A 23,215-nucleotide genomic window follows, 5' to 3' on the forward strand; every position below is an offset into this window, starting at 1 on the left:
CGTCAGCCGTCCTCGCCCCTGCGCGCGATGACCCGGTAGGTGTTGGAGAAGCCGACGCGGGTGAGCAGCGGGGCCAGAAGCCGGTCGAGGAGCTGGGCGAGGGTGAGCACCGGTACGGCGGCCCACCACGCGGCGCGGCGGATCGTGAGGCCGAGCCGGGGCGCGGGCCTGGCGCGCCAGGGGACGTCGGCCCGGGGCAGGCAGCGGTCGAGGAAGAGCGCGAGCGCCCCGCTCAGGTCGGCGGGCACATGGGAGGCGCGGCGTTCGGCGCGCACGACCGTGAAGCCGAGTCCCGCCAGCTCCGCGCGGAGATTGGCGAGCGGCACGAGGTGCAGGTGCCGTGGCTGGGAGTACGACGGCCACCACTTGCCGAGCAGCGTGGCGTAGCGGCAGCCGGGGTCGGGGGCCTCGATCATCAGGTGGCCGCCGGGGCGCAGCACGGTCCGCGCGGCCCGCAGCTCCGCGCGCGGGTCGGGGCTGCGCTCCAGCTGGTGGAAGAGGCTCAGGGCGTCGTAGCGGCCGGCGAGCCGGTCCGCGAGCCCGGTGAGGGTGCCGCGGTGGCCCTCCTCGATCCGGCCGCGGCGCACGGCGACCTCGATGCCCTTGCCGGGGTCGAGTCCGTCGAAGGAGGTGTACGGGAGGAGCTGCTTGGCCAGCGCCGGGAAGAGGGCCCGGCCGGTGCCGACGTCGAGCCAGCACTCGGGTTCGTCGAACGCGCGCAGCGCGCGGGCGCGGGCGAGGTGGCGCCGGTCGGTGGGTCCGGCGCCGAGGAGTCTGCCGAGCGCTCTGCCGCCGGTGCCGCCGATCCCCCCGAGGCCGCCGAGCCCGCCCGGTCCCGCCAGGCCGCCGAGGCCCTCCCGGTGGCAGAGGTCGCGGTGGTAGAAGGCGAGGCCTTCGGTGGTGAGGCGGGGGTTCTGGAAGCAGTGGCCGCAGGTCACGCACTGGTCGAGCCGGAAGGTGCCCGGCTTGTGCTGGACCAGGTCGGTGGTGCGCAGCCGGAGGCGCAGCCGCGGGGAGCCGCACCAGGGGCAGTCGGGGCGGCGGGGCTCGTGGAACCGCTCGGTGCCCTGGGCGAGGGCGGCGAGGTAGGCGGAGCGTCGGTCGGTGACCCGCGGGGCCACGTCCATGGGCGTCCTCCTGAAGGGGCGGCTTGGGTGGATTGGGTCCGGCAATGACGTTATGTGCCCAATGGGGTACATGCCGTAACCGTCCGGGGGTCCGCCACGTGGCGCGGGCGACCCTCGGCGTGACCCTCAGGGCGTTCGAACACCGGCGCCCGGCCTGCCGGTACTGTTCGGCGAATGAGCTCGCTGAATCTCGACGACTTCACCGACCTGATCGAGCGGCCCGACGGCGGGGTGCGCCGCGACGCCGAGGAGCGCAGGGAGCGGCAGACCCTGCCGCCCGGAGCCCTGGGCCGCCTCGACGAACTGGGCGAATGGCTGTCGGCGGCCCAGTCCGCGGTGCCGGTCCGGCCCATCGAGCGGCCGCGCGTGGTGCTGTTCGCCGGGGACCACGGGGTCGCCGAGCTGGGGGTCTCGGCGCGGCCCGCGGGAAGCGCCGCCGCTCTCGTACGGGCCGTGCTTGCCGGGGAGAGCCCGGCGGCGGTGCTCGCGCGCCGCCTCGACGTGCCCGTACGCGTCGTGGACATGGCGCTCGACTGCGACCCGGCCGAGCTGCCCGCGGAGGTCGCCGGGTACCGGGTGCGGCGCGGTTCGGGCCGTATCGACATCGAGGACGCGCTGAGCGCCGAGGAGGCCGAGCGGGCGATGCGCGCGGGCATGGCGGTCGCCGACGAGGAGGCGGACTCCGGTACCGATGTGATCGTGCTCGGTGATGTGAGCGTCGGCGGCACGACGCCCGCCGCGACGCTGATCGCCGCGCTCTGCGGCACCGACGCGTCCGTGGTGACCGGGCGGGGCGGCGAGGCCATCGACGACCTGGCGTGGATGCGCAAGTGCGCGGCGGTGCGGGACGCCCTGCGGCGGGCCCGGCCGGTCCTCGGCGACCAGCTGGAACTGCTCGCGGCGGTGGGCGGCGCCGACCTGGCCGCGATGACCGGCTTCCTGCTGCAGTGCGCGGTGCGGCGTACGCCGGTGATCCTCGACGGCGTGGTCGCGGCGGCGGCGGCGCTGGTGGCCCAGCGGATCGCCTTCCGGGCACCGGACTGGTGGCTCGCGGGCCACGACAGCGGCGAGCCCGCGCAGGCCAAGGCGCTGGACCGGATGGCCCTCGAACCCCTTCTCGACCACGGCCTCAAGACCGGCGAAGGCACCGGAGCCCTGCTCGCCCTGCCCCTGGTCCAGGCCGCCGCGGCCCTGTCGGCGGAACTACCGGAACGTACCGCCGCCACGGACCCCGCGGCGGAAGCCGACGAGACGGAAGCGGAGCCCGCGCAGTAGGTGTCAGGCGGCGCGGAACGGCCACGGCGATCTTGCCCATATGATCCCTTTTCATGGGAGTTGAGCAGGTCGTCGCCGAACAGCGGAAGCCACGGACCGTCACAGAGCGCCGCGCCGCCGGTTTCACCGTCTGGTACCTCCGCGCCGTCACGTTCATCAACTTCCTCAGCGCGGTCTGGGTCTCCCTGGGGCAGGACCTGCGGCAGCACAACACGGAGGACTACTTCACCCCGTACCTGCTGACCGCGGGCTTCGCGTCCGGGGCGTTCACGATGTTCCTGGCGATCACGATGCGGCGCCGCAAGCGTGCCGCGTGGATTCTCAACCTCGTGCTCAGCGGGCTCTTCCTGCTGCTCTTCGCCTTCGTCATGGGCTTCCCGGAGGTCCGGCGGTACGCGCAGAACTGGATCTCCCTCGCCCTGACCGCCGCCTTCGTCGCGGCGCTGGTCGTCGGGCGCCGCGAGTTCTACGCCAAGGGCGACCGGTCCAACCCGAAGCTGGCGTCGGCCGTCGCGGCCGGCGGGCTCCTGGTGACCTCGCTGATCGCCGCGCTGCTGGTCACCGTCACCAACCGCGCCCACGACGACGCCCGTTCCACCTTCCTCGACCGGTGGCGCTACGGCACCATGCGCCTGGTCTCGCTGGCCGCCGACGACCGGCGCTTCGAAGGCATCACCACGCCCGGCTGGGTCAACGTCTCCATCAACGTCCTGAGCGCCCTGCTGCTCTGCGCCGTCCTGTACGCGGCGTTCCGCTCCCGCAGGGCCGTCGACCCGCTCACCGAGGAGGACGAGGAGCGGCTGCGCGCGCTGCTCGCCCGGCACGGCGACCGCGACTCGCTCGGCTACTTCGCGCTGCGCCGCGAGAAGAGCGTCGTGTGGTCGCCGACCGGCAAGGCGGCGGTCGCGTACCGCGTCGTCAGCGGCGTCTCCCTGGCCTCCGGCGACCCCATCGGCGACCCGGAGGCCTGGCCCGGGGCGATCGAGCCGTGGCTCGCCGAGGCCCGCGAGCACGGCTGGCTCCCGGCCGTGATGGGCGCGAGCGAGGAGGCGGGCACGATCTACGCCCGGCACGGCCTGGACGCCCTGGAGCTGGGCGACGAAGCCATCGTGGAGACCGCCGAGTTCCGCCTGGAGGGGCGGGCCATGCGCACCGTCCGCCAGGCGTACAACCGCGTCAAACGGGCCGGGTACACCGTCCGCGTCCGCCGCCACGAGGACATCCCGCCCGACGAGATGGCGGAGCTGCTGCGCCGTGCCGACGACTGGCGCGACGGGGCCACCGAACGCGGCTTCTCGATGGCGCTCGGGCGGCTCGGCGACCCCGCGGACGGGCGGTGCGTGATGCTGGAGTGCACGGACGCCGACGGGGAGCTGCGGGCGCTGCTCTCCTTCGTGCCGTGGGGGCTCCACGGGCTCTCCCTGGACCTGATGCGGCGCGACCGCGACTCCGAGAACGGCCTGGTGGAGTTCATGGTCATCGAACTGCTCCAGCGCGCCCCCGAGATCCAGATCACGCAGGTCTCGCTCAACTTCGCGATGTTCCGTTCGGTCTTCGAACGTGGCTCGCGGCTCGGCGCGGGACCGGTCCTGCGCCTGTGGCGGTCGCTGCTCGGCTTCTTCTCCCGGTGGTGGCAGATCGAGTCCCTCTACCGCGCCAACGCCAAGTACCGGCCGATCTGGGAACCCCGTTTCCTCCTCTTCGAGAAGAGCGGGGACCTGCCACGCATCGGCATCGCCGCCGCCCGCGCGGAGGGCTTCCTGGAGGCGCCGGGCCTGCCGAAGCTGCTGCACCGCAAACATCTGGAGTCGAGACGATGAGCACCCTGGCCCGCCGCGCCCGCGCCGAGTGGAGACCGCTGTTCTCCGCCGTGCGCGACGGGCTCGCCGCCCGCCGTTGGCGCGCCGTGCCCATGACGCTCGCGGCGGTCTGCCTCACCGCCCTCTTCCAGTACGTGCAGAACCAGCCCTGGGGCTATCAGTTCGTGCAGAACATCGGCTCCGTGCGCGCCGAGGACCCGTTGTGGCTCGCCCTGGTGCGCACCCCGCTCTCCCTCTTCGTGCCCGCGCTGGACCTGCCCGTGTGGGGCGCGCTCGCGCAGATCCTGCTGGTCTTCGGGATCGCCGAGATCTGCCTCGGCTGGTGGCGCACGCTCCTCGTCGGGTACGCGGCCACGCTCGCCGGCACGCTCTACGCGCGCGTGGGCATCGAGCTGGGCCCCGGCCACCCCATCGGGCTCCCCGCCTCCGACGCGCGCGTCGTCGACACCGGCCCGTCCGCCGCCGTCGTGGGCCTCGCGGTGTACGTGTGCTGGCGGCACCGGGCGTACGTCACGGGCGCCCTGGTCGCCGCCCTGATGGTCGTCGAGGTCGTCGTCAAGGACAACCTCGCGGGCAAGGAGCACCTGGCGGCGATCGCGGCGGTGCTGGTGCTGTGCGCGGTCACCGTCCGGCGTCACCGGGGCGGTGGCCGGCGCTCCGGGGCGTCCGCTTCGGGGAGCGGCTTCGGGTCGGGCGAGAAGCCGCCGATCCAGTCCTGAAACCGGCGGCGCGGCCTCGCCCAGCGGCGGTCGTGGTGGAAGGCCCGCAGGCCCGCACGCGCGCGTGCCCGGTGGCGGTTGCGGTAGAAGCGCCGTGCCCACGCCGATCCCGGCCGGGCCAGACGGACGGCGCCGATCAGCGCGACGAAGGGGATCACCATGCCGATCAGGGCCATGCGCAGCTTGCCCTTGAAGAGCGCGATCAGGGCGAAGGCGCAGTTGACGCCGATGTTCAGCGCGAGCAGGGCGCGGTTCTGGCGCTCGACGGTCGTCAGGTCGTTGACCCCGAACGGCGTGAAGCCGGTGAGCACCAGGACCACCAGGGCGGCCGTGAGCATCACGACCTCCACGCTCTTGCGGCCCTGTTCGGTCCAGTAGACGTCGTCGAGGTGCAGGATCAGCGCGAACTCGTCGAGCACGAGTCCGGCGCCGGTCCCGAAGATGACCGCGGCGTACAGCGGCCCGGCGCCGTGCCGCCCGGTGGCCACCGCCCAGAATCCGCCGACCAGCATGAGGAAGATGCCGGGGACGACGTGGTGGACATGGACGCCGCCCGAACTGATGTTCCGGAAGGGTCCCTTGCCGGCCCGGATGAGCCGCGTGACCGTCCGGGTCACCAGGAACGACCCGACGAAGGACAGCAGCGCGAGCAGCAGCGGCAGCTTCCCCGGCTCGACGACGTTCCGGTACCACCAGTCACCCATGCGGCCATCCTCTGTCCGCGAGCAGTGATCCGCAGGGCGGGAGACGTGCCGGGGTAGCCTTCCGCGGTGTCCAGAACCTCCCCCGCCGACGGCATACGTTTCGCCTTCGGCACCCTCACCGCGCTCCCCGTCAGGGTGACCCGCTGGGACCGCGAAGCCGCGCGCGCGGGCATGCAGTGCGCTCCCCTGGCGGGCCTGGTGGTCGGCCTCTGCGCGGCCGGCCTCGGCGGCGCCCTGACGCTGCTCGGCGCCGGGCCGCTCCTCGCCGCCGTGGCGACCGCGGCCGTCCCCGCCGCCCTCACCCGCGGCCTGCACCTCGACGGCCTCGCGGACACCGCCGACGGCCTCGGCAGCGCCAAGCCCGCCGATGAGGCGCTGCGCATCATGAAGCAGTCCGACATCGGCCCCTTCGGCGTCATCACCCTGCTCTTCGTGCTGCTCGCCCAGGTCGCCGTGCTCTTCGAGCTGTACGAGCGGTCGTGGGCGGAAGGTGCCGTCGCCGCCGTCGTCTCGGCCGCCGCCGCCCGCCTCGCCCTCACCCTGGCCGCCCGCACCGGAGTGCCCCCGGCCCGCCCCGGCGGCCTCGGCGCCGCCGTCGCCGGGGTCGTCCCGCGCGGCCGTGCGCTGCTGGTCGCGGCGGTCGTCACGGGCGCGGCGGCGGGCGCGGGCGCGCTGCTCGGGCCGTACGGCATGGCGCGGACGGCGGCCTGTGTGGTCCTCGCGGTCGGCGCCGCCGAACTGCTGCTCCGCCACTGCGTACGGCGGTTCGGCGGGGTCACCGGGGATGTCTTCGGCGGCCTCGCGGAGATCGCGGCGACCACCGCTCTCGTGGTGCTCGCGCTCGGCTGACGCCCAGGGCGCCGAGACCCCGGCGTTCGCGACACCGCATCGAACACGCACGGTCAGGCGCACCGCAGCGCTCACGGGCGTAGGCTCGCGACGGGCTCACCCCTCAGCCCGTCGAAACTCAAGCGAAAGAGGACCTCACCACCGTGACTGCTCTGACTCTCAGCACCGCCGCCGCGTCCGGCCTGCGTGCCGACGCGATCGTCGTCGGTGTCGCGAAGGGCTCTGGCTCCAAGAGGGCTCTGGTCGTCGCGCCCGGCGCCGAGTCCGTCGACAAGGCGTACGACGGCAAGCTCGCGTCCGTCCTGGAGACCCTCGGCGCCTCGGGCGGTGAGGGCGAGGTGACGAAGCTGCCCGCGCCGGCCGGCTTCAAGGCCCCGGTCATCGTCGCGGTCGGCCTCGGCGAGGTCCCGGAGAAGGACGAGACCTACGGCACGGACGCGCTGCGCCGTGCCGCGGGTGTCGCCGCGCGCGCCCTGACCGGCGTCAAGAAGGCGGCGTTCGCGCTGCCCGTCGAGGACGCCGACGACATCTGCGCCCTCGGCGAGGGCGCGCTGCTCGGCGCGTACTCCTTCGTCGCCTACAAGGACCAGGGCGACGCCAAGTCCGCGAAGAAGAACGGCAAGGACGCCAAGGCGCCCCTCGCCGAGGCCGTCCTGCTCGGCGGCAAGCCGCGCGACAAGGCGTACAAGGCCGCGGTCGAGCGCGCCACCGCCGTGGGCGAGGAGCTGAACCGCGCCCGCGACCTCGTCAACACCCCGCCGAACGACCTCGACCCCGAGGCCTTCGCGGCGGTCGCCACCGCGGCCGCCAAGGAGCACGGCGTCAAGGTGCAGGTGCTCGACGAGAAGGCGCTCGCCAAGGGCGGCTACGGCGGCATCCTCGGCGTCGGCGCGGGCTCGGACGCCCCGCCGCGCCTGGTGAAGCTCTCGTACACGCACTCCAAGGCGAAGAAGCACCTGGCCTTCGTCGGCAAGGGCATCACCTACGACTCGGGCGGCATCTCGCTGAAGCCCGCCGGTCACAACGAGACCATGAAGTGCGACATGGCCGGTGCCGCGGCGGTCTTCGCCGCCGTCGTCGCCGCCGCGCGCCTCGGCCTCGAAGTGAACGTCACGGGCTGGCTGGCGCTCGCCGAGAACATGCCGTCCGGCTCCGCCACCCGCCCCGGCGACGTCCTGCGGATGTACAGCGGCAAGACCGTCGAGGTGCTCAACACCGACGCCGAGGGCCGCCTGGTCCTCGCCGACGCCATCGCCAAGGCCTCCGAGGAGCAGCCCGACGCGATCGTCGACGTGGCGACGCTGACCGGCGCCATGATGGTGGCGCTCGGCAACCGCACCTTCGGCATCATGGCCAACGACGACGCGTTCCGCACGTCGGTCCATGAGATCGCCGAGGAGGTCGGTGAGCCGGCCTGGCCCATGCCGCTCCCCGCCGAGCTGCGCAAGGGCATGGACTCCCCCACCGCGGACATCGCCAACATGGGCGACCGCATGGGCGGCGGCCTGGTGGCCGGCCTCTTCCTGAAGGAGTTCGTGGGCGAGGGCATCATCTGGGCCCACCTGGACATCGCGGGCCCCGCCTTCCACGAGGGCGCGCCGTTCGGCTACACCCCCAAGGGCGGCACCGGCACCGCCGTGCGCACCCTGGTCCGTCTGGCGGAGCGCACCGCCGCGGGTGACCTGGGCTGATCCGGGTACGTCGAGCAGGGCTCCGGACGACAGACGTCCGGAGCCCTGCTCGATTTCGCCCACAACGAAATTCGTACATTCGTACGCGGCAGAACCGCTGGAGACGGCTGATCGGACGTCTCACAGCCTGGCCCGGCGTCCCGCCTCCCCTCGACAAGTGCGAAGATGGGTTCTCGGCAGGACAGGGCCCCCACCAAAGGGCCGAAACAAGAGCGGCCGAATACCAGCCGACCGACCGGTCGTCCCCCACGCAGAGGGGTCCGGCGTACGGCGCACATGCATGGAGGACGTGACGTGGCGAACGACGCCAGCACCGTTTTCGACCTAGTGATCCTCGGCGGCGGTAGCGGCGGTTACGCCGCGGCCCTGCGCGGAGCGCAGCTGGGCCTGGACGTCGCCCTGATCGAGAAGAACAAGCTCGGCGGCACCTGCCTGCACAACGGCTGCATCCCCACGAAGGCGCTGCTGCACGCCGGCGAGATCGCCGACCAGGCGCGCGAGGCCGACCAGTTCGGCGTGAAGGCCACCTTCGAGGGCATCGACATCGCGGCCGTCCACAAGTACAAGGACGACGTGATCTCCGGCCTCTACAAGGGCCTCCAGGGACTCGTCGCCTCCCGCAAGGTGACGTACATCGAGGGCGAGGGCAAGCTCTCCTCCCCCACCTCGGTGGACGTGAACGGCCAGCGGATCCAGGGCCGCCACGTGCTCCTCGCGACCGGCTCCGTGCCGAAGTCGCTGCCGGGCCTGGAGATCGACGGCAACCGCATCATCTCCTCGGACCACGCGCTGACCCTGGACCGCGTCCCGGAGTCCGCGATCATCCTGGGCGGCGGCGTCATCGGCGTCGAGTTCGCCTCGGCGTGGAAGTCCTTCGGGACCGACGTCACGGTCATCGAGGGCCTCAAGCACCTCGTGCCGGTCGAGGACGAGAACAGCTCCAAGCTTCTTGAGCGCGCGTTCCGCAAGCGCGGCATCAAGTTCAACCTCGGCACGTTCTTCGAGAAGGCCGAGTACACCGAGAACGGCGTGCGCGTCACCCTCGCGGACGGCAAGACCTTCGAGGCCGAGGTCCTCCTGGTCGCCATCGGCCGCGGCCCGGTCTCCCAGGGCCTCGGGTACGAGGAGCAGGGCGTCGCCATGGACCGTGGCTATGTCCTGGTCGACGAGTACATGCAGACCAACGTCCCGACCATCTCGGCCGTGGGCGACCTGGTGCCGACCCTCCAGCTCGCGCACGTCGGCTTCGCCGAGGGCATGCTGGTCGCGGAGCGCCTGGCCGGTCTCAAGCCCGTCCCGGTCGACTACGACGGCGTGCCCCGGGTGACGTACTGCCACCCCGAGGTCGCCTCCGTGGGCATCACCGAGGCCAAGGCCAAGGAGATCTACGGCGCGGACAAGGTCGTCGCCCTCAAGTACAACCTCGCGGGCAACGGCAAGAGCAAGATCCTCAAGACCGCGGGCGAGATCAAGCTCGTCCAGGTCAAGGACGGTGCCGTGGTCGGCGTCCACATGGTCGGCGACCGCATGGGCGAGCAGGTCGGCGAAGCCCAGCTGATCTACAACTGGGAGGCCCTGCCGGCCGAGGTCGCCCAGCTCATCCACGCCCACCCGACGCAGAACGAGGCGCTCGGCGAGGCCCACCTGGCCCTCGCGGGCAAGCCGCTGCACTCCCACGACTGACCTCGGTCTCCGGCTGACCCCAGTCTCCGGGCGCGACGAGACGACGACCAGACTTCCGCAATTCTTGTAAGGAGCAACTGAAACCATGGCGGTTTCCGTATCCCTTCCGGCGCTCGGCGAGAGCGTCACCGAGGGCACTGTCACCCGTTGGCTGAAGGCCGAGGGTGAGCGTGTCGAGGCCGACGAGCCGCTGCTCGAGGTCTCGACCGACAAGGTCGACACCGAGATCCCCTCCCCGGCCGCCGGCATCCTGGCCTCCATCAAGGTCGCCGAGGACGAGACCGTCGAGGTCGGCGCCGAGCTGGCCGTCATCGACGACGGCTCGGGCGACGCGGGCGGCTCGGCCGCCCCGGCGCAGGAGGAGGCCCCGGCCGCTCCGGCCGCCCCCGCGCAGGAGGAGGCTCCCGCCGCCCCCGCGCAGCAGGAGGCCCCCCAGCAGCAGGCCCCCGCCCAGTCCGGCGGTTCCGCCGAGGGCACCGAGGTCACCCTGCCCGCGCTCGGTGAGTCCGTCACCGAGGGCACCGTCACCCGTTGGCTGAAGGAGGTCGGCGAGGAGGTCGCGGCCGACGAGCCCCTCCTTGAGGTCTCGACGGACAAGGTCGACACGGAGATCCCCTCCCCCGTGGCGGGCGTTCTCCTGGAGATCGTGGTCGGCGAGGACGAGACCGCCGAGGTGGGCGCCAAGCTCGCAGTCGTCGGCGCGCCCGGTGCCGCCCCGGCCCCGGCCGAGGAGGAGGCCCCGGCCGCCCCCGCGCAGCAGGAGGCCCCGAAGCAGGAGGCTCCGAAGCAGGAGGCCCCGGCCGCCCCCGCGGCTCCGGCCGCCGCTCCCGCCGCTCCGGCCCAGCCCGCCGCTGCCGCCCCGGCTCCGGCCCAGCCGGCCGCCCCGGCGCAGCCCGCGACCCCGGCCCCGGCCGCTCAGCCGGCGCCCGCCGCCCCGGCCCAGCAGTCCGCCCCGGCCGACGACGGCGCCTACGTGACCCCGCTGGTGCGCAAGCTCGCCTCCGAGAACGGCGTCAACCTCTCCGAGGTCAAGGGCACCGGCGTCGGCGGCCGCATCCGCAAGCAGGACGTCATCGCCGCCGCCGAGGCCAAGCAGGCCCCCCCGGCACCGGCCGCCGCCGCTGCTCCGAGCGCTCCCAAGGCCCCGGCCCTTGAGGCGTCGCCGCTGCGCGGCCAGACCGTCAAGATGACCCGCATGCGCAAGGTCATCGGCGACAACATGATGAAGGCCCTGCACTCGCAGGCCCAGCTGACCTCGGTCGTCGAGGTCGACATCACCAAGCTGATGAAGCTGCGCGCCAAGGCCAAGGACGCCTTCGCCGCCCGCGAGGGCGTCAAGCTCTCCCCGATGCCGTTCTTCGTCAAGGCCGCCGCCCAGGCACTGAAGGCCCACCCGGTCATCAACGCCCGGATCAACGACGACGAAGGCACCATCACCTACTTCGACGCGGAGAACATCGGCATCGCCGTCGACGCCGAGAAGGGCCTGATGACCCCGGTCATCAAGGGCGCGGGCGACCTCAACATCGCCGGCATCTCCAAGAAGACCGCCGAGCTGGCCGGCAAGGCCCGCGGCGGCGGCCTCACCCCGGACGACATGTCGGGGGCCACCTTCACCATCTCCAACACCGGCTCGCGCGGCGCCCTGTTCGACACGGTCATCGTGCCGCCGAACCAGGCCGCCATCCTCGGCATCGGCGCCACCGTCAAGCGCCCGGTCGTCATCAACCACCCCGACCTCGGCGAGACCATCGCCGTACGGGACATGACGTACCTCTCGCTCTCCTACGACCACCGCCTGGTCGACGGAGCCGACGCCGCCCGCTACCTGACCGCCGTCAAGGCGATCCTGGAAGCCGGCGAGTTCGAGGTCGAGCTCGGCCTGTAGTACCGGCGCCCGGTGAGGCTGTAACACTCGTCTCATCAGCACGTACGCCCCCGTCCGGAGTTATCCGGGCGGGGGCGTCGCCGTATTGTCTAGGGGTCACACGCCCTTGGGGCCCGCAGCCCCTGCCGGAGGAGCTCTCATGACCGCGCCCGTCGTTCACTCGCTGCGCGAACAGATCCGCGAGCACATCGTCGAGGGGATCGTCAGCGGGCGCTGGAAGCCGGGCGAGCGCATCGTGGAGCGGCGGATCGCCGTGGAGCTGGAGGTCTCGCAGACCCCGGTGCGCGAGGCGCTGCGGGAGCTGGAGACGCTGCGGCTCATCGAGTCCGCGCCCAACAAGGGTGTGCGCGTACGGAACTTGACCGCCGCCGACCTGGAGGAGAGCTACCCCGTGCGGGCGGGCCTGGAGGCGATCGCCGCCGAGCTGGCGGCCGAGCGGCTGGCCGAGGACTGCTCGGCCCTGGAGCCCCATGTCGCGGCCCTCTACGAGGCGGACCGGGCCTCGGACGGCACCGGCCAGGTGCGGCACACCGTCGCCTTCCACCGGGAGCTGGTGCGGGCCGCGGACAACTCCGTCCTGCTGCACACCTGGGAAGGGCTCGGCATCGAGGTCTTCACCGCGCTGTCGATCCGCTGGCTCGGCACGGTCCAGCAGTCGTACGCGGAGGAGCACGAGGCCCTGGTCTCCGCGTTCCGGCGGCGTGATCCGGCCATCGCGGAGCTGGTGAAGGCCCACGTCCTCGGCTGCGCCCCGCGCGCCTGAGCCACCCCCGCGCGCTCATCTGCGGGGTGCGTGCTCAGACGTGCTCCCACCTGCGCAAACCCTTCAAATCGAAGGCACCGCGTGCCCTCTTGCATGGCACCGGATGCCGACTTTCTCGATCCGGAGAAGTTTTTCCCTCAACGCTTTGATCGATCATCGATCAGGGGCTTACAGTCGACGACGGTCCTGCGACGGAGCCACACCAACGTTTCCGCGGCAGAGCCACACGCCCTGTCCTGCCAAAGACAACGGGCACCCCCACCCCTTACCGAACAGGGGACCCCCTCCGACTCAGGAAGGCGGCGCAATGACCGACCCCTCCGCAATCCAGCCGAGCGAGCTCGACCAGCTCCCGGACCGCGACCCCGAGGAGACCGCCGAATGGCAGGCCTCCCTGGACGCCGTTACTCAGGCGGCCGGGCCGCACCGTGCCGCGTACCTGATGCGCCGCACGCTGGAGCGTGCCGAGGGCGCGGGCCTGGCGCTGCCCAAGCTCCTCGAGACCGACTACGTCAACACCATCCCCACCTCCGCCGAGCCGTCGATCGACGGTGACGAGGAGATGGAGCGGAAGATCACCGCGTGGAACCGCTGGAACGCGGCCGCGATGGTGACCCGCGGCTCCAAGCACGGCGTCGGCGGCCACATCGCGACCTTCGCGTCCGCGGCCTGGCTGTACGAGACCGGCTTCAACCACTTCTTCAAGGGCAAGGAGTCCGGCGAGGCCGCCGGCTCCGGCGACCAGCTCTACATCCAGGGCCACGCCTCCCCCGGCATCTACGCCCGCGCCTTCCTCGACGGCCGTCTGAACGAGGCGCAGCTCGACAACTTCCGCCGCGAGTCGGGCGGCGACGGCCTGCCGTCCTACCCGCACCCGCGCCGCCTGCCCTGGCTGTGGGAGTTCCCGACGGTGTCGATGGGCCTCGGCCCGCTCTCCGCGATCTACCAGGCGCGCTTCAACCGCTATCTGACCAACCGCGGCATCAAGGACGTCTCCTCCTCGCACGTGTGGGCGTTCCTCGGTGACGGCGAGATGGACGAGCCCGAGTCGACGGCGGCCCTCGCACTGGCCGCGCGTGAGGGTCTCGACAACCTCACGTACGTCATCAACTGCAACCTCCAGCGCCTCGACGGCCCGGTGCGCGCCAACTTCCGCGTGGTGCAGGAGCTGGAGGCGCAGTTCCGCGGCGCCGGCTGGAACGTCATCAAGGTCCTGTGGGGCAACGCCTGGGACGAGCTGTTCCAGCTCGACACCACCGGTGCCCTGGTCCGCCGCCTGCGCGAGGTGCCGGACGCGCAGTTCCAGACGTACGCGACGCGCGACGCCGCCTACATCCGCGAGCACTTCTTCGGCTCCGAGCCCGCCCTCGTCGAGCTGGGCAAGCTGCTCAGCGACGACAAGATCAGCGAGTGCTTCCACCTCTCGCGCGGCGGCCACGAGGCCCGCAAGGTCTACGCGGCCTACCGTGCGGCGCTCACCCACAAGGGCGCGCCGACCGTGATCCTCGCGCAGACGGTCAAGGGCTTCACCCTCGGCAAGGGCTTCGAGTCCAAGAACGCCAACCACCAGATGAAGAAGCTGACGGTGGACGAGTTCAAGGACATGCGCGACCTGCTGGACCTGCCGATCCCGGACAGCGCGTTCGTCGACGGCCAGGTGCCCTACGGCCACCCCGGCGCCGACTCCCCCGAGGTCCGCTACCTCCAGGAGCGCCGCGCGGCCCTCGGCGGCCCGGCCCCGGCCCGCCGCACGCAGCCGCTGGCCCCGCTGCCCGCCGCCGCGGACAAGACGTTCGCCTCCTTCGACAAGGGCTCCGGCTCGCAGAACGTGGCGACGACCATGGCGTTCGTACGCCTGGTCAAGGACCTCGTACGCGACAAGGAGACCGGCAAGCGCTGGGTGCCGATCGTCCCCGACGAAGCGCGCACCTTCGGCATGGAGTCGCTCTTCCCCTCGCTCGGCATCTACTCGCCGAAGGGCCAGACGTACGAGCCGGTCGACCGCGACCAGCTGATGTACTACAAGGAGGCCAAGGACGGCCAGATCCTCAACGAGGGGATCACCGAGGCCGGTTCCATGGCGGACTTCATCGCCGCGTCCACGTCGTACGCGACGCACGGCGAGGCCATGATCCCCTTCTACATCTTCTACTCGATGTTCGGCTGGCAGCGCACCGCCGACCAGATGTGGCAGCTCGGCGACCAGCTCGGCCGCGGCTTCCTCGTCGGCGCCACCGCCGGCCGTACGACGCTGACGGGCGAGGGCCTCCAGCACGCGGACGGCCACTCGCCGGTGATCGCCGCGACCAACCCGGCCGCGCTGACGTACGACCCGGCGTTCGCCTACGAGATCGCGGCGATCGTCAAGGACGGTCTGCGCCGCATGTACGGCGAGGCGCTGCCGGGCGAGGACCCGAACGTCTTCTACTACCTCACCGTCTACAACGAGCCGATGCCGCAGCCCGCGAAGCCCGCGGGTGTCGACGAGGGCATCATCAAGGGCCTCTACCGCTTCAACACGGCGGAGTCCGCGGGCCTGTCCCCCGCTGCCAACGCCGCGCGCATCCAGCTGCTCGGCTCCGGCACCGCCATCCACTGGACGCTGGCCGCCCAGAAGATGCTCGCCGAGGAGTGGGGCGTGGCCGCCGACGTGTGGTCCGCGACGTCCTGGACCGAGCTGCGACGTGACGCCCTGGAGGCGGACGAGGCGCTGCTGCGCGGCGAGGAGCGCACCCCGTACATCCGTACGGCGCTGGAGGGCGCCCAGGGTCCCGTCCTGGCCGTCTCCGACTACATGCGCCAGGTCCCGGACCAGATCGCGCAGTGGGTCGAGCAGGACTACTCGTCGCTGGGCGCGGACGGCTTCGGCCTCTCCGACACGCGGGACGCGGCCCGCCGCCACTTCGGCGTCGACGCCGAGTCGATCGTCGTCGCGGCGCTCGCGCAGCTCGCCCGCCGGGGCGAGGTGCCCGCCTCCGCGGTGAAGGAGGCGCGGGCCAAGTACGGCCTGTAGGAACGCGGTACATGAGTGCGGGCCCCCGCTGTCGGCGGGGGCCCGCACTTTGTATGTGTGGCGGCATCATGGGGCCATGCGCGCTGCCCGCCTCATCAAGATGGTGCTCCTGCTCCAGTCCCGGCCCTCCATGACCGCCGCCGAGCTGGCCGCCGAGCTGGAGGTGTCGGAGCGGACCGTCACGCGGGACGCGCAGGCCCTGTCGGAGGCGGGCGTGCCCGTCTACGCCGACCGGGGGCGGACCGGCGGCTACCGGCTCATCGGCGGCTACCGCACGCGGCTCACCGGGCTGGGCCGCAGCGAGGCCGAGGCGCTGTTCCTCTCCGGGGTGCCGGGCGCGCTGCGGGAGATGGGCCTGGAGGACGCGGCCTCGGCGGCCCGCCTGAAGGTGTCGGCGGCGCTCATGCCTTCGCTGCGGGACGCGCCGCGCAGTGCCTCGCAGCGGTTCCATCTGGACGCGCCGGGCTGGTTCAAGGAGGCGCCCGCGCCCGAGCTGCTGCCTGCCGTCGCGGACGCGGTCTGGGACGACCGGCGGATCACCGCCCGCTACCGCCGCGAGGAGGCCGAGGTGGAGCGGGAGTTGGAGCCGTACGGGCTCGTGCTCAAGGCGGGCGTCTGGTACTTGTGCGCGCGGGTGCCCGACTCCCCCGGCTCGGGGCCGTACCGCGTGTACCGCATCGACCGGTTCACCGCGGTCGCCGTCGGCGAGGACCGCTTCGTACGGGAAGAGGCGTTCGACCTGCCCGGCTTCTGGGAGGAGCGGGCGGCGCAGTTCGCGCGGGCGATCCTGCGGGCGGAGGTCGTGGTGCGGCTCACCGGGGCGGGTGTGCGGCAGCTGCCGTACGCCACCGACCGGGCGGTGGCGCGGGAGGCCATGGAGAGCGCCGGTGAGCCCGACGCGTCGGGCAGGGTGACGGTCACCCTGCCCGTCGAGAACGAGGACGTGGCGTACACGCAGCTGATGGCGCTCGGCCCGGAGGCGGAGGTGCTGGAACCCGCCGCGCTGCGCGCCCGGTTCGCCGAAGCGGCGGCCCGCTCGGCGGCGCTCTACCGGTAGCCGGTGACGTCCGCCGTGTCGCTCTCCTGGTCGACCTCCGCGATGTACCGCCAGGCGTCGGGCGCGGAGCCGTCGACGTCCGTGAAGCCGTACTCCTTGGCGAGGCCGCCGCTGGAGAGCGAGGCGCCGTTGTGGCGTGCCACGTCGGGGTCGGCGGCGAGGGCGACGAGCGCCCGGCCGACGAAGGCGGGCGTCTCGGAGATCGCGAAGTGGGGGTTCTGCTTACAGCCCGCCCGCCAGTTCTCCTCGGTCACCTTGAAGTACGTGTCGAGCATGGCTTCGGAGCGCAGCCAGCCGGGGGTGAGGCAGAGCGCCGTGCAGCCGTACTCCTTGACCTCCTCGGCGAGACCGTGGGCCATGCGCAGCGGGGCGGCCTTGGCGAGGTCGTAGTAGAAGGGCTTGCGGTAGTGGGCGTCGTTGTACTCGGCGGTGCCGTCGGTGACCTCGACGACCAGGCCGCCGGGGTTCTTGACGAGCAGCGGCAGCGCGTACCGGCTGGTGATGATGTGCGTCTCGATGCCGAGGCGCAGGATGCGCAGCCCCTTGTCGAGGTCGTGCTCCCACATCCTCTTGTCCCACTCGACGTGGAGGTCGCCGCCCCAGATGTCGTTGACGAGGATGTCCAGACGGCCCTGTTCGCGGTCGATCCGCTCGACGAGGGCCTCGACCTGGGCGGGTTCCAGGTGGTCGGTGGGTACGGCGATGCCCGTGCCGCCCGCGGCGTCGACCAGCTCGGCGGTCTCCTCGATGGTCTCGGTGTCGCGGCCGACCTCGCTGGTGCGCTCGCGCGTGGTGCGTCCCGTGACGTAGACGGTGGCTCCGGCGCGGCCCAGTTCCACGGCCATGGCGCGGCCCGCGCCTCGGGTGGCACCGGCGACGAGGGCGATCTTGCCGGTCAGGGGCTGTGCGGGGCCGCCTGTGTGCTGTGTGGTCTCCATGCCCCTGAAGCTTCCACCAAAAGGCGACAACTCCTGTCGGTTTTTCCATGGGCATGTGCGCGCATAACGAGACAGCCGCATTCCGGCGTACTCCGCATGCGCCCCCACTCCCGAGGCCCGATGCTGGACCCGTGATGGACGAGACGGAGTTCTGGGAGATCGTGGACAGCACCCGCGAGGCCGCCAGCGGCGACCCCGAGGACCACGCCGAGCTGCTCGTCGAGAGACTGCTGGGGTACGACCCCGAGTCCGTCCTCGACTTCGCCCGCCACTTCGAGGCCCGCTACAACCGTGCCTACCGCTGGGACCTGTGGGGCGCCGCCTGGGTGCTGCTCGGCGGCGCGAGCGACGACGCCTTCGACTTCTTCCGGTGCTGGCTGATCGGTCAGGGCCGGGAGGTCTTCGAAGGCGCGCTGCACGACCCGGACGCGCTCGCCGACCTCCTGGACGACTTCGACGAGGAGCTGGACGGCGACGGCGAGGAGCTGGGGTACGCCGCGGAGGAGGCGTACGAACAGCTCACCGGCCTCGTCGCCCCGGACCTCGGCATCCTGCCCGCGCCGCCCGAACCGGCGGGCACGCCCGTCGACTTCGAGGACGACGCGTCGATGGAGCGCCGCTACCCGAAGCTGTGGGGCCGCTTCATGACCGACTGAGCCGGGGCCGTGCGGCGCGGCAGTGTGTGCCGCCGCCGATCCGCGCCTCGGGGCGCGTGGTGAACCGGGGGTCGGGGGGCTGGTGGGCCCGGGTCTCAGGTCCGGTCCTGGAGGCGGCCGGTCCGGTCCCGGGGTCTGCTCGTCCAGCCCCGGAGGCTGCTGGTCCGGCCCCGGGTCTGATAGTCCGGTCCCGGGGTCTGCTGGTCCGGTACCAGGGTCCGCTGGTCCCGTCCCGGAGGCCGCTCCTTCGGTCCCGGAGACTGCTAGTCGGGCCCCGGTGTCTGCTGGTCCGGCCCGGGAGGCTGCTCCCTCGATCCCTGAGGCTGCTCGTCCGGTCTCGGTGTCTGCTCGTCCGGCCCGGGAGGCTACCCCTTCGGCCCCGAAGGCCGCTCCCTCGATCCCGGAGGCTTGTCCGACCCCGATGTCTGCTCGTCCGGCCCGGGAGGCTACCCCTTCGGCCCCGAAGGCCGCTCCCTCGATCCCGGGGTCTGCTCGTCCGACCCCGATGTCTGCTCGTCCGGCCCGGGAGGCTGCTCCTTCGGCCATGGAGGCTCCTGCGGTCCTGAAGGCCGCTCTTCCGGCCCCGGAGGCTGCTCGGTCAGCCCCGGAGGCTGCCCGGCCACCCCCGGCAGCTCCCCCGCCCCCGGAACCCGCTCCCCCGCCCCCAGAGGCTCCTCCTCCGGTGCGAACACCATCATCGTCACGTCGTCCCGTACCGTGCCCGCGTAGCGCAGCACGTCCGACCACACCCGCTCCGTGAGGTCGGCCGGGTCGTCCAGGACGGTCGGGTCCGCCTTCACCATCGCGCTGATCCGGTCCGCCAGGGGATAGAACGTGCCGGACGCGTCGCGCGCCTCGCTCACCCCGTCGGTCAGGCCGAACAGCCGGTCGCCGGCGAGCAGCGGCACCGTCAGCTGTTCGGGCGGGGCCAGCCCCGCGATGCCGAGGCCGAGCGGTGGGCTCGACGACACCGGCAGCTCGGTGACCTCGGCTCCGCGCAGCAGCAGGGGCGGCGGATGGCCGCAGGAGACGACGCGGACGACGGAGGAGTCGTCGGGGAACTCCAGCAGCACGGCCGTGGCGAACAGCTCGGCGTTTTCGTCGTCCTCCGAGTCGACCACGAGCCTGCGGTCGAGGCGGGCCGCGACGCCCTTCAGGTCGGGCTGGTCGAGGACCGCCTCGCGAAAGGCGCCGAGCAGTGCGGCGACCGTGCCGACGGCGGCGAGCCCGTGCCCCCGTACATCGCCGATGAGGGCCCGCACGCTCCCCGGCCCCCTGCGTACGTCGAAGAAGTCGCCGCCGACCAGCGACTCGTGCTGCGCCGCCTGGTAGAGGCCCGCGAACCGCACCCGCCCCACGCGTTCCGGCAGTGGCGGCAGGACCGCGAACTGGGCCGCCTCGGCGACCGTGCGGACCGTGACGAGCTGGGCCTCGCGGCGGCTGCGCACCCAGGCGAAGACCACGCTGAGCAGGGCGATGAAGGCGATGGTCAGCTCGTCCCTGTTGCCGGGACGGCCGAGCCCGACGTCCGGCAGCGCGAGCAGCATGATCACCGTCCCGCCGAGCAGCGCGGTGGCGGCGGGCCCGTACGACAGGGCGGCCAGCGGCGGGGCCGCCGCGACCAGGAAGGTCAGGTCCACCGTCTCGGGGGTGATCCACTGGAGGAGGGCGGCCGCGACCAGGAGCAGCGGCGGGGGCCACCGCAGCCATGGCGGGGGCGGGGTACCGCGCAGTAACCAGTCGTTCTGCTCCGCGTCGCGTCGTCTGGCCGCAGCCCTGATCATCTGTTCACGCTCCTACGCGCACCACGACACCGCACGCCGGGCCGGTCCGTCGGGTGCGGGGTCCGGCAGTCCGTGCGGGGTCCCTCGGGTCACTGTGACGGGGTCTGGCAGGTCACAGCGGGCGGCCCATCAGCACGTCGTCCACGAACACGCCGTCCAGCAGGAACTCGCCCGGCAGTACGCCCTCGATCTCGAAGCCCTCCGCTTCGTAGAGCCTGCGGGCCGGTGTGTTGTGCCCGAGCACGCGCAGCGTGATGCGGACCGCGCCCTGCCGGCGCGCCTCGTCGACGGCCGCCCGGATCAGCCGGCGGCCGATCCCCCTGCCACGTACGTCCTCGGCGACGGCCAAGCCCTGGATCTGGCGGACGTGGGCGTTGGTGAGCAGCGGGGTCGGGTACCCGAGCTTCACATAGCCGACGAGCCGCCCGGCCAGTTCGGCGACGAGGTGGTCGTGGGGGCCGAACCGGTCGTTGAAGAAGGGCTCGTAGGGAGGCTCGGGACGAGGCTGCACCGCGTGCAGGGTGGACCACAGGGCGCGGTCGAGACGGGCGAGGGTGGCGTCGTCCTCGGGCAGCGCGGTACGTATGTGCATGTCCGTCATGGCGCCACTGTACGGCGGGACCGGCGCCGCCCACCGGGCCGTCCCCGGCAGCCGCCACCCGGTCCGTGACAGGCCCCGGCACGCCGTTCAGAGGCAGGATGGACCTATGGAACCCACACAGCCGCAGCGTTCCCCGCAGTCGTCAAGGGTGGCCGTCGCCGGTGCCTCCGGGCTCGTCGGCACCGCGCTCACCCGCTCCCTCGCCGCGGACGGGCACGAGGTGGTCCGGCTGGTGCGCAGGGCGCCCCGCGGCAAGGGCGAGGTGCGGTGGGACCCCGAGGAGGGGTACGTCGACGCGGTGGGCCTCACGGGCTGCACGGCGGTCGTCAACCTCGCGGGCGCGGGCATCGGCGACCACCGCTGGACGGATGCCTACAAGCGGGAGCTGCGCGACAGCCGGGTCCTGGGCACCGGCACCCTCGCCGCCGCGGCGGCCGCGCTCGACGTACCGCCACGGGTCTTCCTGAACGCCAGTGCGATCGGCTACTACGGGGACACCGGCCGCCGCGCGGTGGACGAGAGCGCCCCCGCCGGGGAGGGCTTCCTGCCGTCCCTGTGCGTGGAGTGGGAGGCGGCCACCGCGGCCGCCGAACGGGCGGGCATCCGCACGGTCCTGGCCCGCACCGGCCTGGTGGTGGCGCGCGAGGGCGGCGCCTGGGCGCGCCTGTTCCCGCTCTTCAAGGCGGGCCTCGGCGGCCCCCTCGGCAACGGCAGGCAGTACTGGAGCTACATCTCCCTGTACGACGAGGTCGCCGCGCTGCGCCATCTCCTCGACACGGAGTCGTTGGCGGGCCCGGTCAACTTGACGGCGCCCGAGCCCCTCACCAACGCCGAGGTGACGGCCGCGATGGGACGGGTGCTGAAGCGCCCGACGCTGCTCACGGCACCGGCACCGGCGCTGCGGCTGGTGCTCGGCGAGATGGCCGGCGACGTCCTGGCCAGTCAGCGGGTGCTGCCGAGGCGCCTGCTGGAGTCCGGCTTCACGTTCAGGTATCCCGGCATCGAGGAGACGCTTCGGGCGGCGCTGGAGCAAGACGGGGGCGCGGCACCAAAATAGAACGGAGGTTCTGACGTGTGCGACCGGCGTGCGACCGTGCCCGGGGGCATGCGCGACTGCCGTCGGCCCGGCCCGCTCCTACCCTCGTCCCGAAACCGCCGGGATTCCGGAGCCTCGCCGGGGGCATCAGCTTCCCACCAGCCCGCGCAACCTCTGGGAGGGGCACGTGCTAGAGCCAGCGCACCATGCGGATGTCGTCATCGTGGGGGCCGGGGCCGCGGGGCTCTCGGCCGCGCATCGGCTGACCAGCGCCGGTGTAACGACCGTTGTCCTGGAGGCCGCCCCTTACGTCGGCGGCCGTATGTCGACCGAGAAGGTCGACGGCTTCCGGCTCGACAGGATCGGGCAGCTGCTCTCCACCTCGTACCCGGAACTGCGCCGCACGCCGGGGCTGGACGCCCTCGTCCTGCGTCCCTTCGCACCCGGCCTGCTCGTGCACAGCGACGGCCGCCACCATCGCGCGGCCGAGCCGCTCCCCGGACGGAGTGGTCGGCACGGACGGAACAGGCGGAGTGGACGGAACGGGCGGAGCACAAGGGGCGCACTCACGGCAGCGCGCGCCCTCGCGAGCGCCCCCCGCGTACCGCGGCCCATACGCTCCGCCCCCGGCACGGCGCCCCGCGGCGCCACCCCGCTCGGCGGCCCCCTCGACCAGGCCCGGCTCGGCGCCGCGCTCGCCCGCCTCGCGGCGACCCCCGTCGAGCGCCTGCTGTCCCGCCCCGAACTCCCGGCGGCCCGCGCCCTGTCCGCGCGCGGACTGCCCTCCCGCACCATCGACGGCTTCCTGCGTCCGCTGCTCTCCGCCCTGCTCTGCGACCCCGGCCTGACCACCTCGAGCCGGTGCGCCGACCTCGCCCTGCACGCCTTCGCCCGCGGTCGGCTCTGCGTGCCGGAGGGCGGCGCGGAGGTCCTGCCCGACCTGCTGGCCGCCACGCTGCCGCCGGGCACGGTCCGCACCGGCGTGCGCGTCACCTCGGTGGCGACCACGTCCGTCACCACCGCCGAGCACGGCGAGATCGCCTGCCGCGCCGTGCTGCTCGCCACCGACGCCCGCGCCGCCGCCGAGCTGCTGCCCGGCCTGCGCGTACCGGCGTTCCACGAGCTGACGGTGTTTCATCACACCGCCCCGGAACCGCCGCTCGACGGGCCCGCGCTGCTCCTGGACGCCGACCGCGCGGGCCCGGTCGCCCACACGTCCGTCATCAGCCGCGTCGACCCCTCGCGCGCGCCCGCCGACCGGGTCCTCGTCTCCTCCACGGTGCTCGGCCCGCCGCCGGACGAGCGGAGTGTCCGCGCGCACCTCGCCACGCTGTACGGCGCCCCGACCGACCGCTGGGAACCCCTCGCCGTCCACCACACCCGCGAGGCCGTGCCCGCGATGCCGCCGCCGCACGACCCGCGCCGCCCGGTCCGCCTCCTCTCGGGGCTCTACGTCTGTGGGGACCACCGGGACACCAGCACCGTGCAGGGCGCCCTGCACTCGGGCCGCCGCGCGGCGCACGCCGTACTCGCCGACTTCGGCATCACACCGGCGCACGCCGAGGAGTCGGTGGCGACCGCGGCCTGAGCGGCCCGCCCCGAAACCGCCCT

At 72.9% G+C, this 23,215-nt stretch carries 18 protein-coding genes; 13 read left to right on the plus strand and 5 right to left on the minus strand.

Features of this window, described 5'->3' with window-relative positions:
• Positions 1-2: 2 nt before the first annotated feature.
• Entirely contained in the window at positions 3-1,127 is a 1,125-nt protein-coding gene (locus J2N69_RS09365; protein WP_230900316.1) for a class I SAM-dependent methyltransferase, read from the minus strand.
• 174 nt (positions 1,128-1,301) lie between these two features.
• On the opposite strand from J2N69_RS09365, the gene cobT reads away from it, so the two are divergent.
• Genes cobT through J2N69_RS09380 form a run of 3 tightly spaced genes read left to right on the plus strand, consistent with a single transcriptional unit; the run spans position 1,302 to position 4,941 of the window.
• On the plus strand, positions 1,302-2,402 hold the full coding sequence (gene cobT, locus J2N69_RS09370) for a nicotinate-nucleotide--dimethylbenzimidazole phosphoribosyltransferase (protein WP_230900317.1): 1,101 nt from the start codon (positions 1,302-1,304) through the stop codon (positions 2,400-2,402).
• A gap of 53 nt (positions 2,403-2,455) precedes the next feature.
• Positions 2,456-4,222: a phosphatidylglycerol lysyltransferase domain-containing protein gene (locus J2N69_RS09375; protein WP_230900318.1), complete on the plus strand. Its 1,767-nt coding sequence runs from the start codon at positions 2,456-2,458 to the stop codon at positions 4,220-4,222.
• A complete protein-coding gene (locus J2N69_RS09380; protein ID WP_230900319.1) occupies positions 4,219-4,941 on the plus strand; it encodes a hypothetical protein in 723 nt (240 codons plus the stop codon). The genes J2N69_RS09375 and J2N69_RS09380 overlap by 4 nt, the downstream gene beginning before the upstream one ends.
• Here J2N69_RS09380 and J2N69_RS09385 read toward each other — a convergent pair.
• Positions 4,857-5,645, minus strand: coding sequence for a hypothetical protein (locus tag J2N69_RS09385; RefSeq protein ID WP_230900320.1), 789 nt, complete (start codon positions 5,643-5,645; stop codon positions 4,857-4,859). The genes J2N69_RS09380 and J2N69_RS09385 overlap by 85 nt on opposite strands.
• A 66-nt stretch (positions 5,646-5,711) precedes the next feature.
• Between J2N69_RS09385 and J2N69_RS09390 the strand changes: the two genes are divergently transcribed.
• The 7 genes from J2N69_RS09390 (at position 5,712) to J2N69_RS09420 (ending at position 16,589) form a co-directional block, all read left to right on the plus strand.
• Positions 5,712-6,494: an adenosylcobinamide-GDP ribazoletransferase gene (locus J2N69_RS09390; protein WP_230900321.1), complete on the plus strand. Its 783-nt coding sequence runs from the start codon at positions 5,712-5,714 to the stop codon at positions 6,492-6,494.
• Positions 6,495-6,637: 143 nt separating this feature from the next.
• Positions 6,638-8,185 carry a leucyl aminopeptidase gene (locus J2N69_RS09395; RefSeq protein ID WP_230900322.1) on the plus strand — a complete coding sequence of 516 codons (1,548 nt, stop codon included), beginning with the start codon at positions 6,638-6,640 and terminating at the stop codon, positions 8,183-8,185.
• 294 nt (positions 8,186-8,479) lie between these two features.
• A complete protein-coding gene (gene lpdA, locus J2N69_RS09400) occupies positions 8,480-9,868 on the plus strand; it encodes a dihydrolipoyl dehydrogenase (RefSeq protein ID WP_127910359.1) in 1,389 nt (462 codons plus the stop codon).
• An 85-nt stretch (positions 9,869-9,953) separates the two neighbouring features.
• Positions 9,954-11,756, plus strand: coding sequence for a 2-oxoglutarate dehydrogenase, E2 component, dihydrolipoamide succinyltransferase (gene sucB / locus J2N69_RS09405; RefSeq protein WP_230900323.1), 1,803 nt, complete (start codon positions 9,954-9,956; stop codon positions 11,754-11,756).
• Positions 11,757-11,895: 139 nt separating this feature from the next.
• The gene (locus J2N69_RS09410) at positions 11,896-12,519 is read left to right on the plus strand and encodes a GntR family transcriptional regulator (protein WP_030786908.1); all 624 of its coding nucleotides are present in this window, start codon (positions 11,896-11,898) and stop codon (positions 12,517-12,519) included.
• Positions 12,520-12,826: 307 nt separating this feature from the next.
• Positions 12,827-15,532: a pyruvate dehydrogenase (acetyl-transferring), homodimeric type gene (gene aceE / locus J2N69_RS09415; protein WP_230900324.1), complete on the plus strand. Its 2,706-nt coding sequence runs from the start codon at positions 12,827-12,829 to the stop codon at positions 15,530-15,532.
• A 76-nt stretch (positions 15,533-15,608) separates the two neighbouring features.
• Entirely contained in the window at positions 15,609-16,589 is a 981-nt protein-coding gene (locus tag J2N69_RS09420; RefSeq protein WP_230900325.1) for a helix-turn-helix transcriptional regulator, read from the plus strand.
• On the opposite strand, the gene J2N69_RS09425 is transcribed toward J2N69_RS09420, so the two are convergent.
• Positions 16,580-17,527 (minus strand): SDR family oxidoreductase, encoded by a 948-nt coding sequence (locus tag J2N69_RS09425; RefSeq protein WP_230900326.1) that lies wholly within the window; start codon positions 17,525-17,527, stop codon positions 16,580-16,582. The genes J2N69_RS09420 and J2N69_RS09425 overlap by 10 nt on opposite strands.
• A gap of 134 nt (positions 17,528-17,661) precedes the next feature.
• On the opposite strand from J2N69_RS09425, the gene J2N69_RS09430 reads away from it, so the two are divergent.
• Positions 17,662-18,183 carry a DUF4240 domain-containing protein gene (locus J2N69_RS09430; RefSeq protein WP_230904650.1) on the plus strand — a complete coding sequence of 174 codons (522 nt, stop codon included), beginning with the start codon at positions 17,662-17,664 and terminating at the stop codon, positions 18,181-18,183.
• Positions 18,184-18,629: 446 nt separating this feature from the next.
• On the opposite strand, the gene J2N69_RS09435 is transcribed toward J2N69_RS09430, so the two are convergent.
• Together J2N69_RS09435 and J2N69_RS09440 are read right to left on the minus strand one after the other, a co-directional pair.
• On the minus strand, positions 18,630-19,967 hold the full coding sequence (locus J2N69_RS09435) for a PP2C family protein-serine/threonine phosphatase (RefSeq protein ID WP_330166804.1): 1,338 nt from the start codon (positions 19,965-19,967) through the stop codon (positions 18,630-18,632).
• A 112-nt stretch (positions 19,968-20,079) separates the two neighbouring features.
• Positions 20,080-20,568: a GNAT family N-acetyltransferase gene (locus J2N69_RS09440; RefSeq protein ID WP_230900327.1), complete on the minus strand. Its 489-nt coding sequence runs from the start codon at positions 20,566-20,568 to the stop codon at positions 20,080-20,082.
• Positions 20,569-20,674: 106 nt separating this feature from the next.
• Between J2N69_RS09440 and J2N69_RS09445 the strand changes: the two genes are divergently transcribed.
• Both J2N69_RS09445 and J2N69_RS09450 read left to right on the plus strand, forming a co-directional pair.
• The gene (locus tag J2N69_RS09445) at positions 20,675-21,625 is read left to right on the plus strand and encodes a TIGR01777 family oxidoreductase (protein ID WP_230900328.1); all 951 of its coding nucleotides are present in this window, start codon (positions 20,675-20,677) and stop codon (positions 21,623-21,625) included.
• Between the two features lie 166 nt (positions 21,626-21,791).
• Positions 21,792-23,192, plus strand: coding sequence for an FAD-dependent oxidoreductase (locus tag J2N69_RS09450; RefSeq protein WP_230900329.1), 1,401 nt, complete (start codon positions 21,792-21,794; stop codon positions 23,190-23,192).
• Positions 23,193-23,215: the final 23 nt, after the last annotated feature.

The sequence above is a fragment of the Streptomyces huasconensis genome, from assembly GCF_021028635.1.
GTDB classification, from domain to species: Bacteria; Actinomycetota; Actinomycetes; order Streptomycetales; family Streptomycetaceae; genus Streptomyces; species Streptomyces huasconensis.

Bases quoted from the DNA above. Each gene is read 5' to 3' on its own strand.
- J2N69_RS09365 (WP_230900316.1), bottom strand. From the start codon at position 1,127: ATGGACGTGGCCCCGCGGGTCACCGACCGACGCTCCGCCTACCTCGCC.
- cobT (WP_230900317.1), top strand. From the start codon at position 1,302: ATGAGCTCGCTGAATCTCGACGACTTCACCGACCTGATCGAGCGGCCC.
- J2N69_RS09375 (WP_230900318.1), top strand. From the start codon at position 2,456: ATGGGAGTTGAGCAGGTCGTCGCCGAACAGCGGAAGCCACGGACCGTC.
- J2N69_RS09380 (WP_230900319.1), top strand. From the start codon at position 4,219: ATGAGCACCCTGGCCCGCCGCGCCCGCGCCGAGTGGAGACCGCTGTTC.
- J2N69_RS09385 (WP_230900320.1), bottom strand. From the start codon at position 5,645: ATGGGTGACTGGTGGTACCGGAACGTCGTCGAGCCGGGGAAGCTGCCG.
- sucB (WP_230900323.1), top strand. From the start codon at position 9,954: ATGGCGGTTTCCGTATCCCTTCCGGCGCTCGGCGAGAGCGTCACCGAG.
- J2N69_RS09410 (WP_030786908.1), top strand. From the start codon at position 11,896: ATGACCGCGCCCGTCGTTCACTCGCTGCGCGAACAGATCCGCGAGCAC.
- aceE (WP_230900324.1), top strand. From the start codon at position 12,827: ATGACCGACCCCTCCGCAATCCAGCCGAGCGAGCTCGACCAGCTCCCG.
- J2N69_RS09420 (WP_230900325.1), top strand. From the start codon at position 15,609: ATGCGCGCTGCCCGCCTCATCAAGATGGTGCTCCTGCTCCAGTCCCGG.
- J2N69_RS09425 (WP_230900326.1), bottom strand. From the start codon at position 17,527: ATGGAGACCACACAGCACACAGGCGGCCCCGCACAGCCCCTGACCGGC.
- J2N69_RS09430 (WP_230904650.1), top strand. From the start codon at position 17,662: ATGGACGAGACGGAGTTCTGGGAGATCGTGGACAGCACCCGCGAGGCC.
- J2N69_RS09435 (WP_330166804.1), bottom strand. From the start codon at position 19,967: ATGATCAGGGCTGCGGCCAGACGACGCGACGCGGAGCAGAACGACTGG.
- J2N69_RS09440 (WP_230900327.1), bottom strand. From the start codon at position 20,568: ATGACGGACATGCACATACGTACCGCGCTGCCCGAGGACGACGCCACC.
- J2N69_RS09445 (WP_230900328.1), top strand. From the start codon at position 20,675: ATGGAACCCACACAGCCGCAGCGTTCCCCGCAGTCGTCAAGGGTGGCC.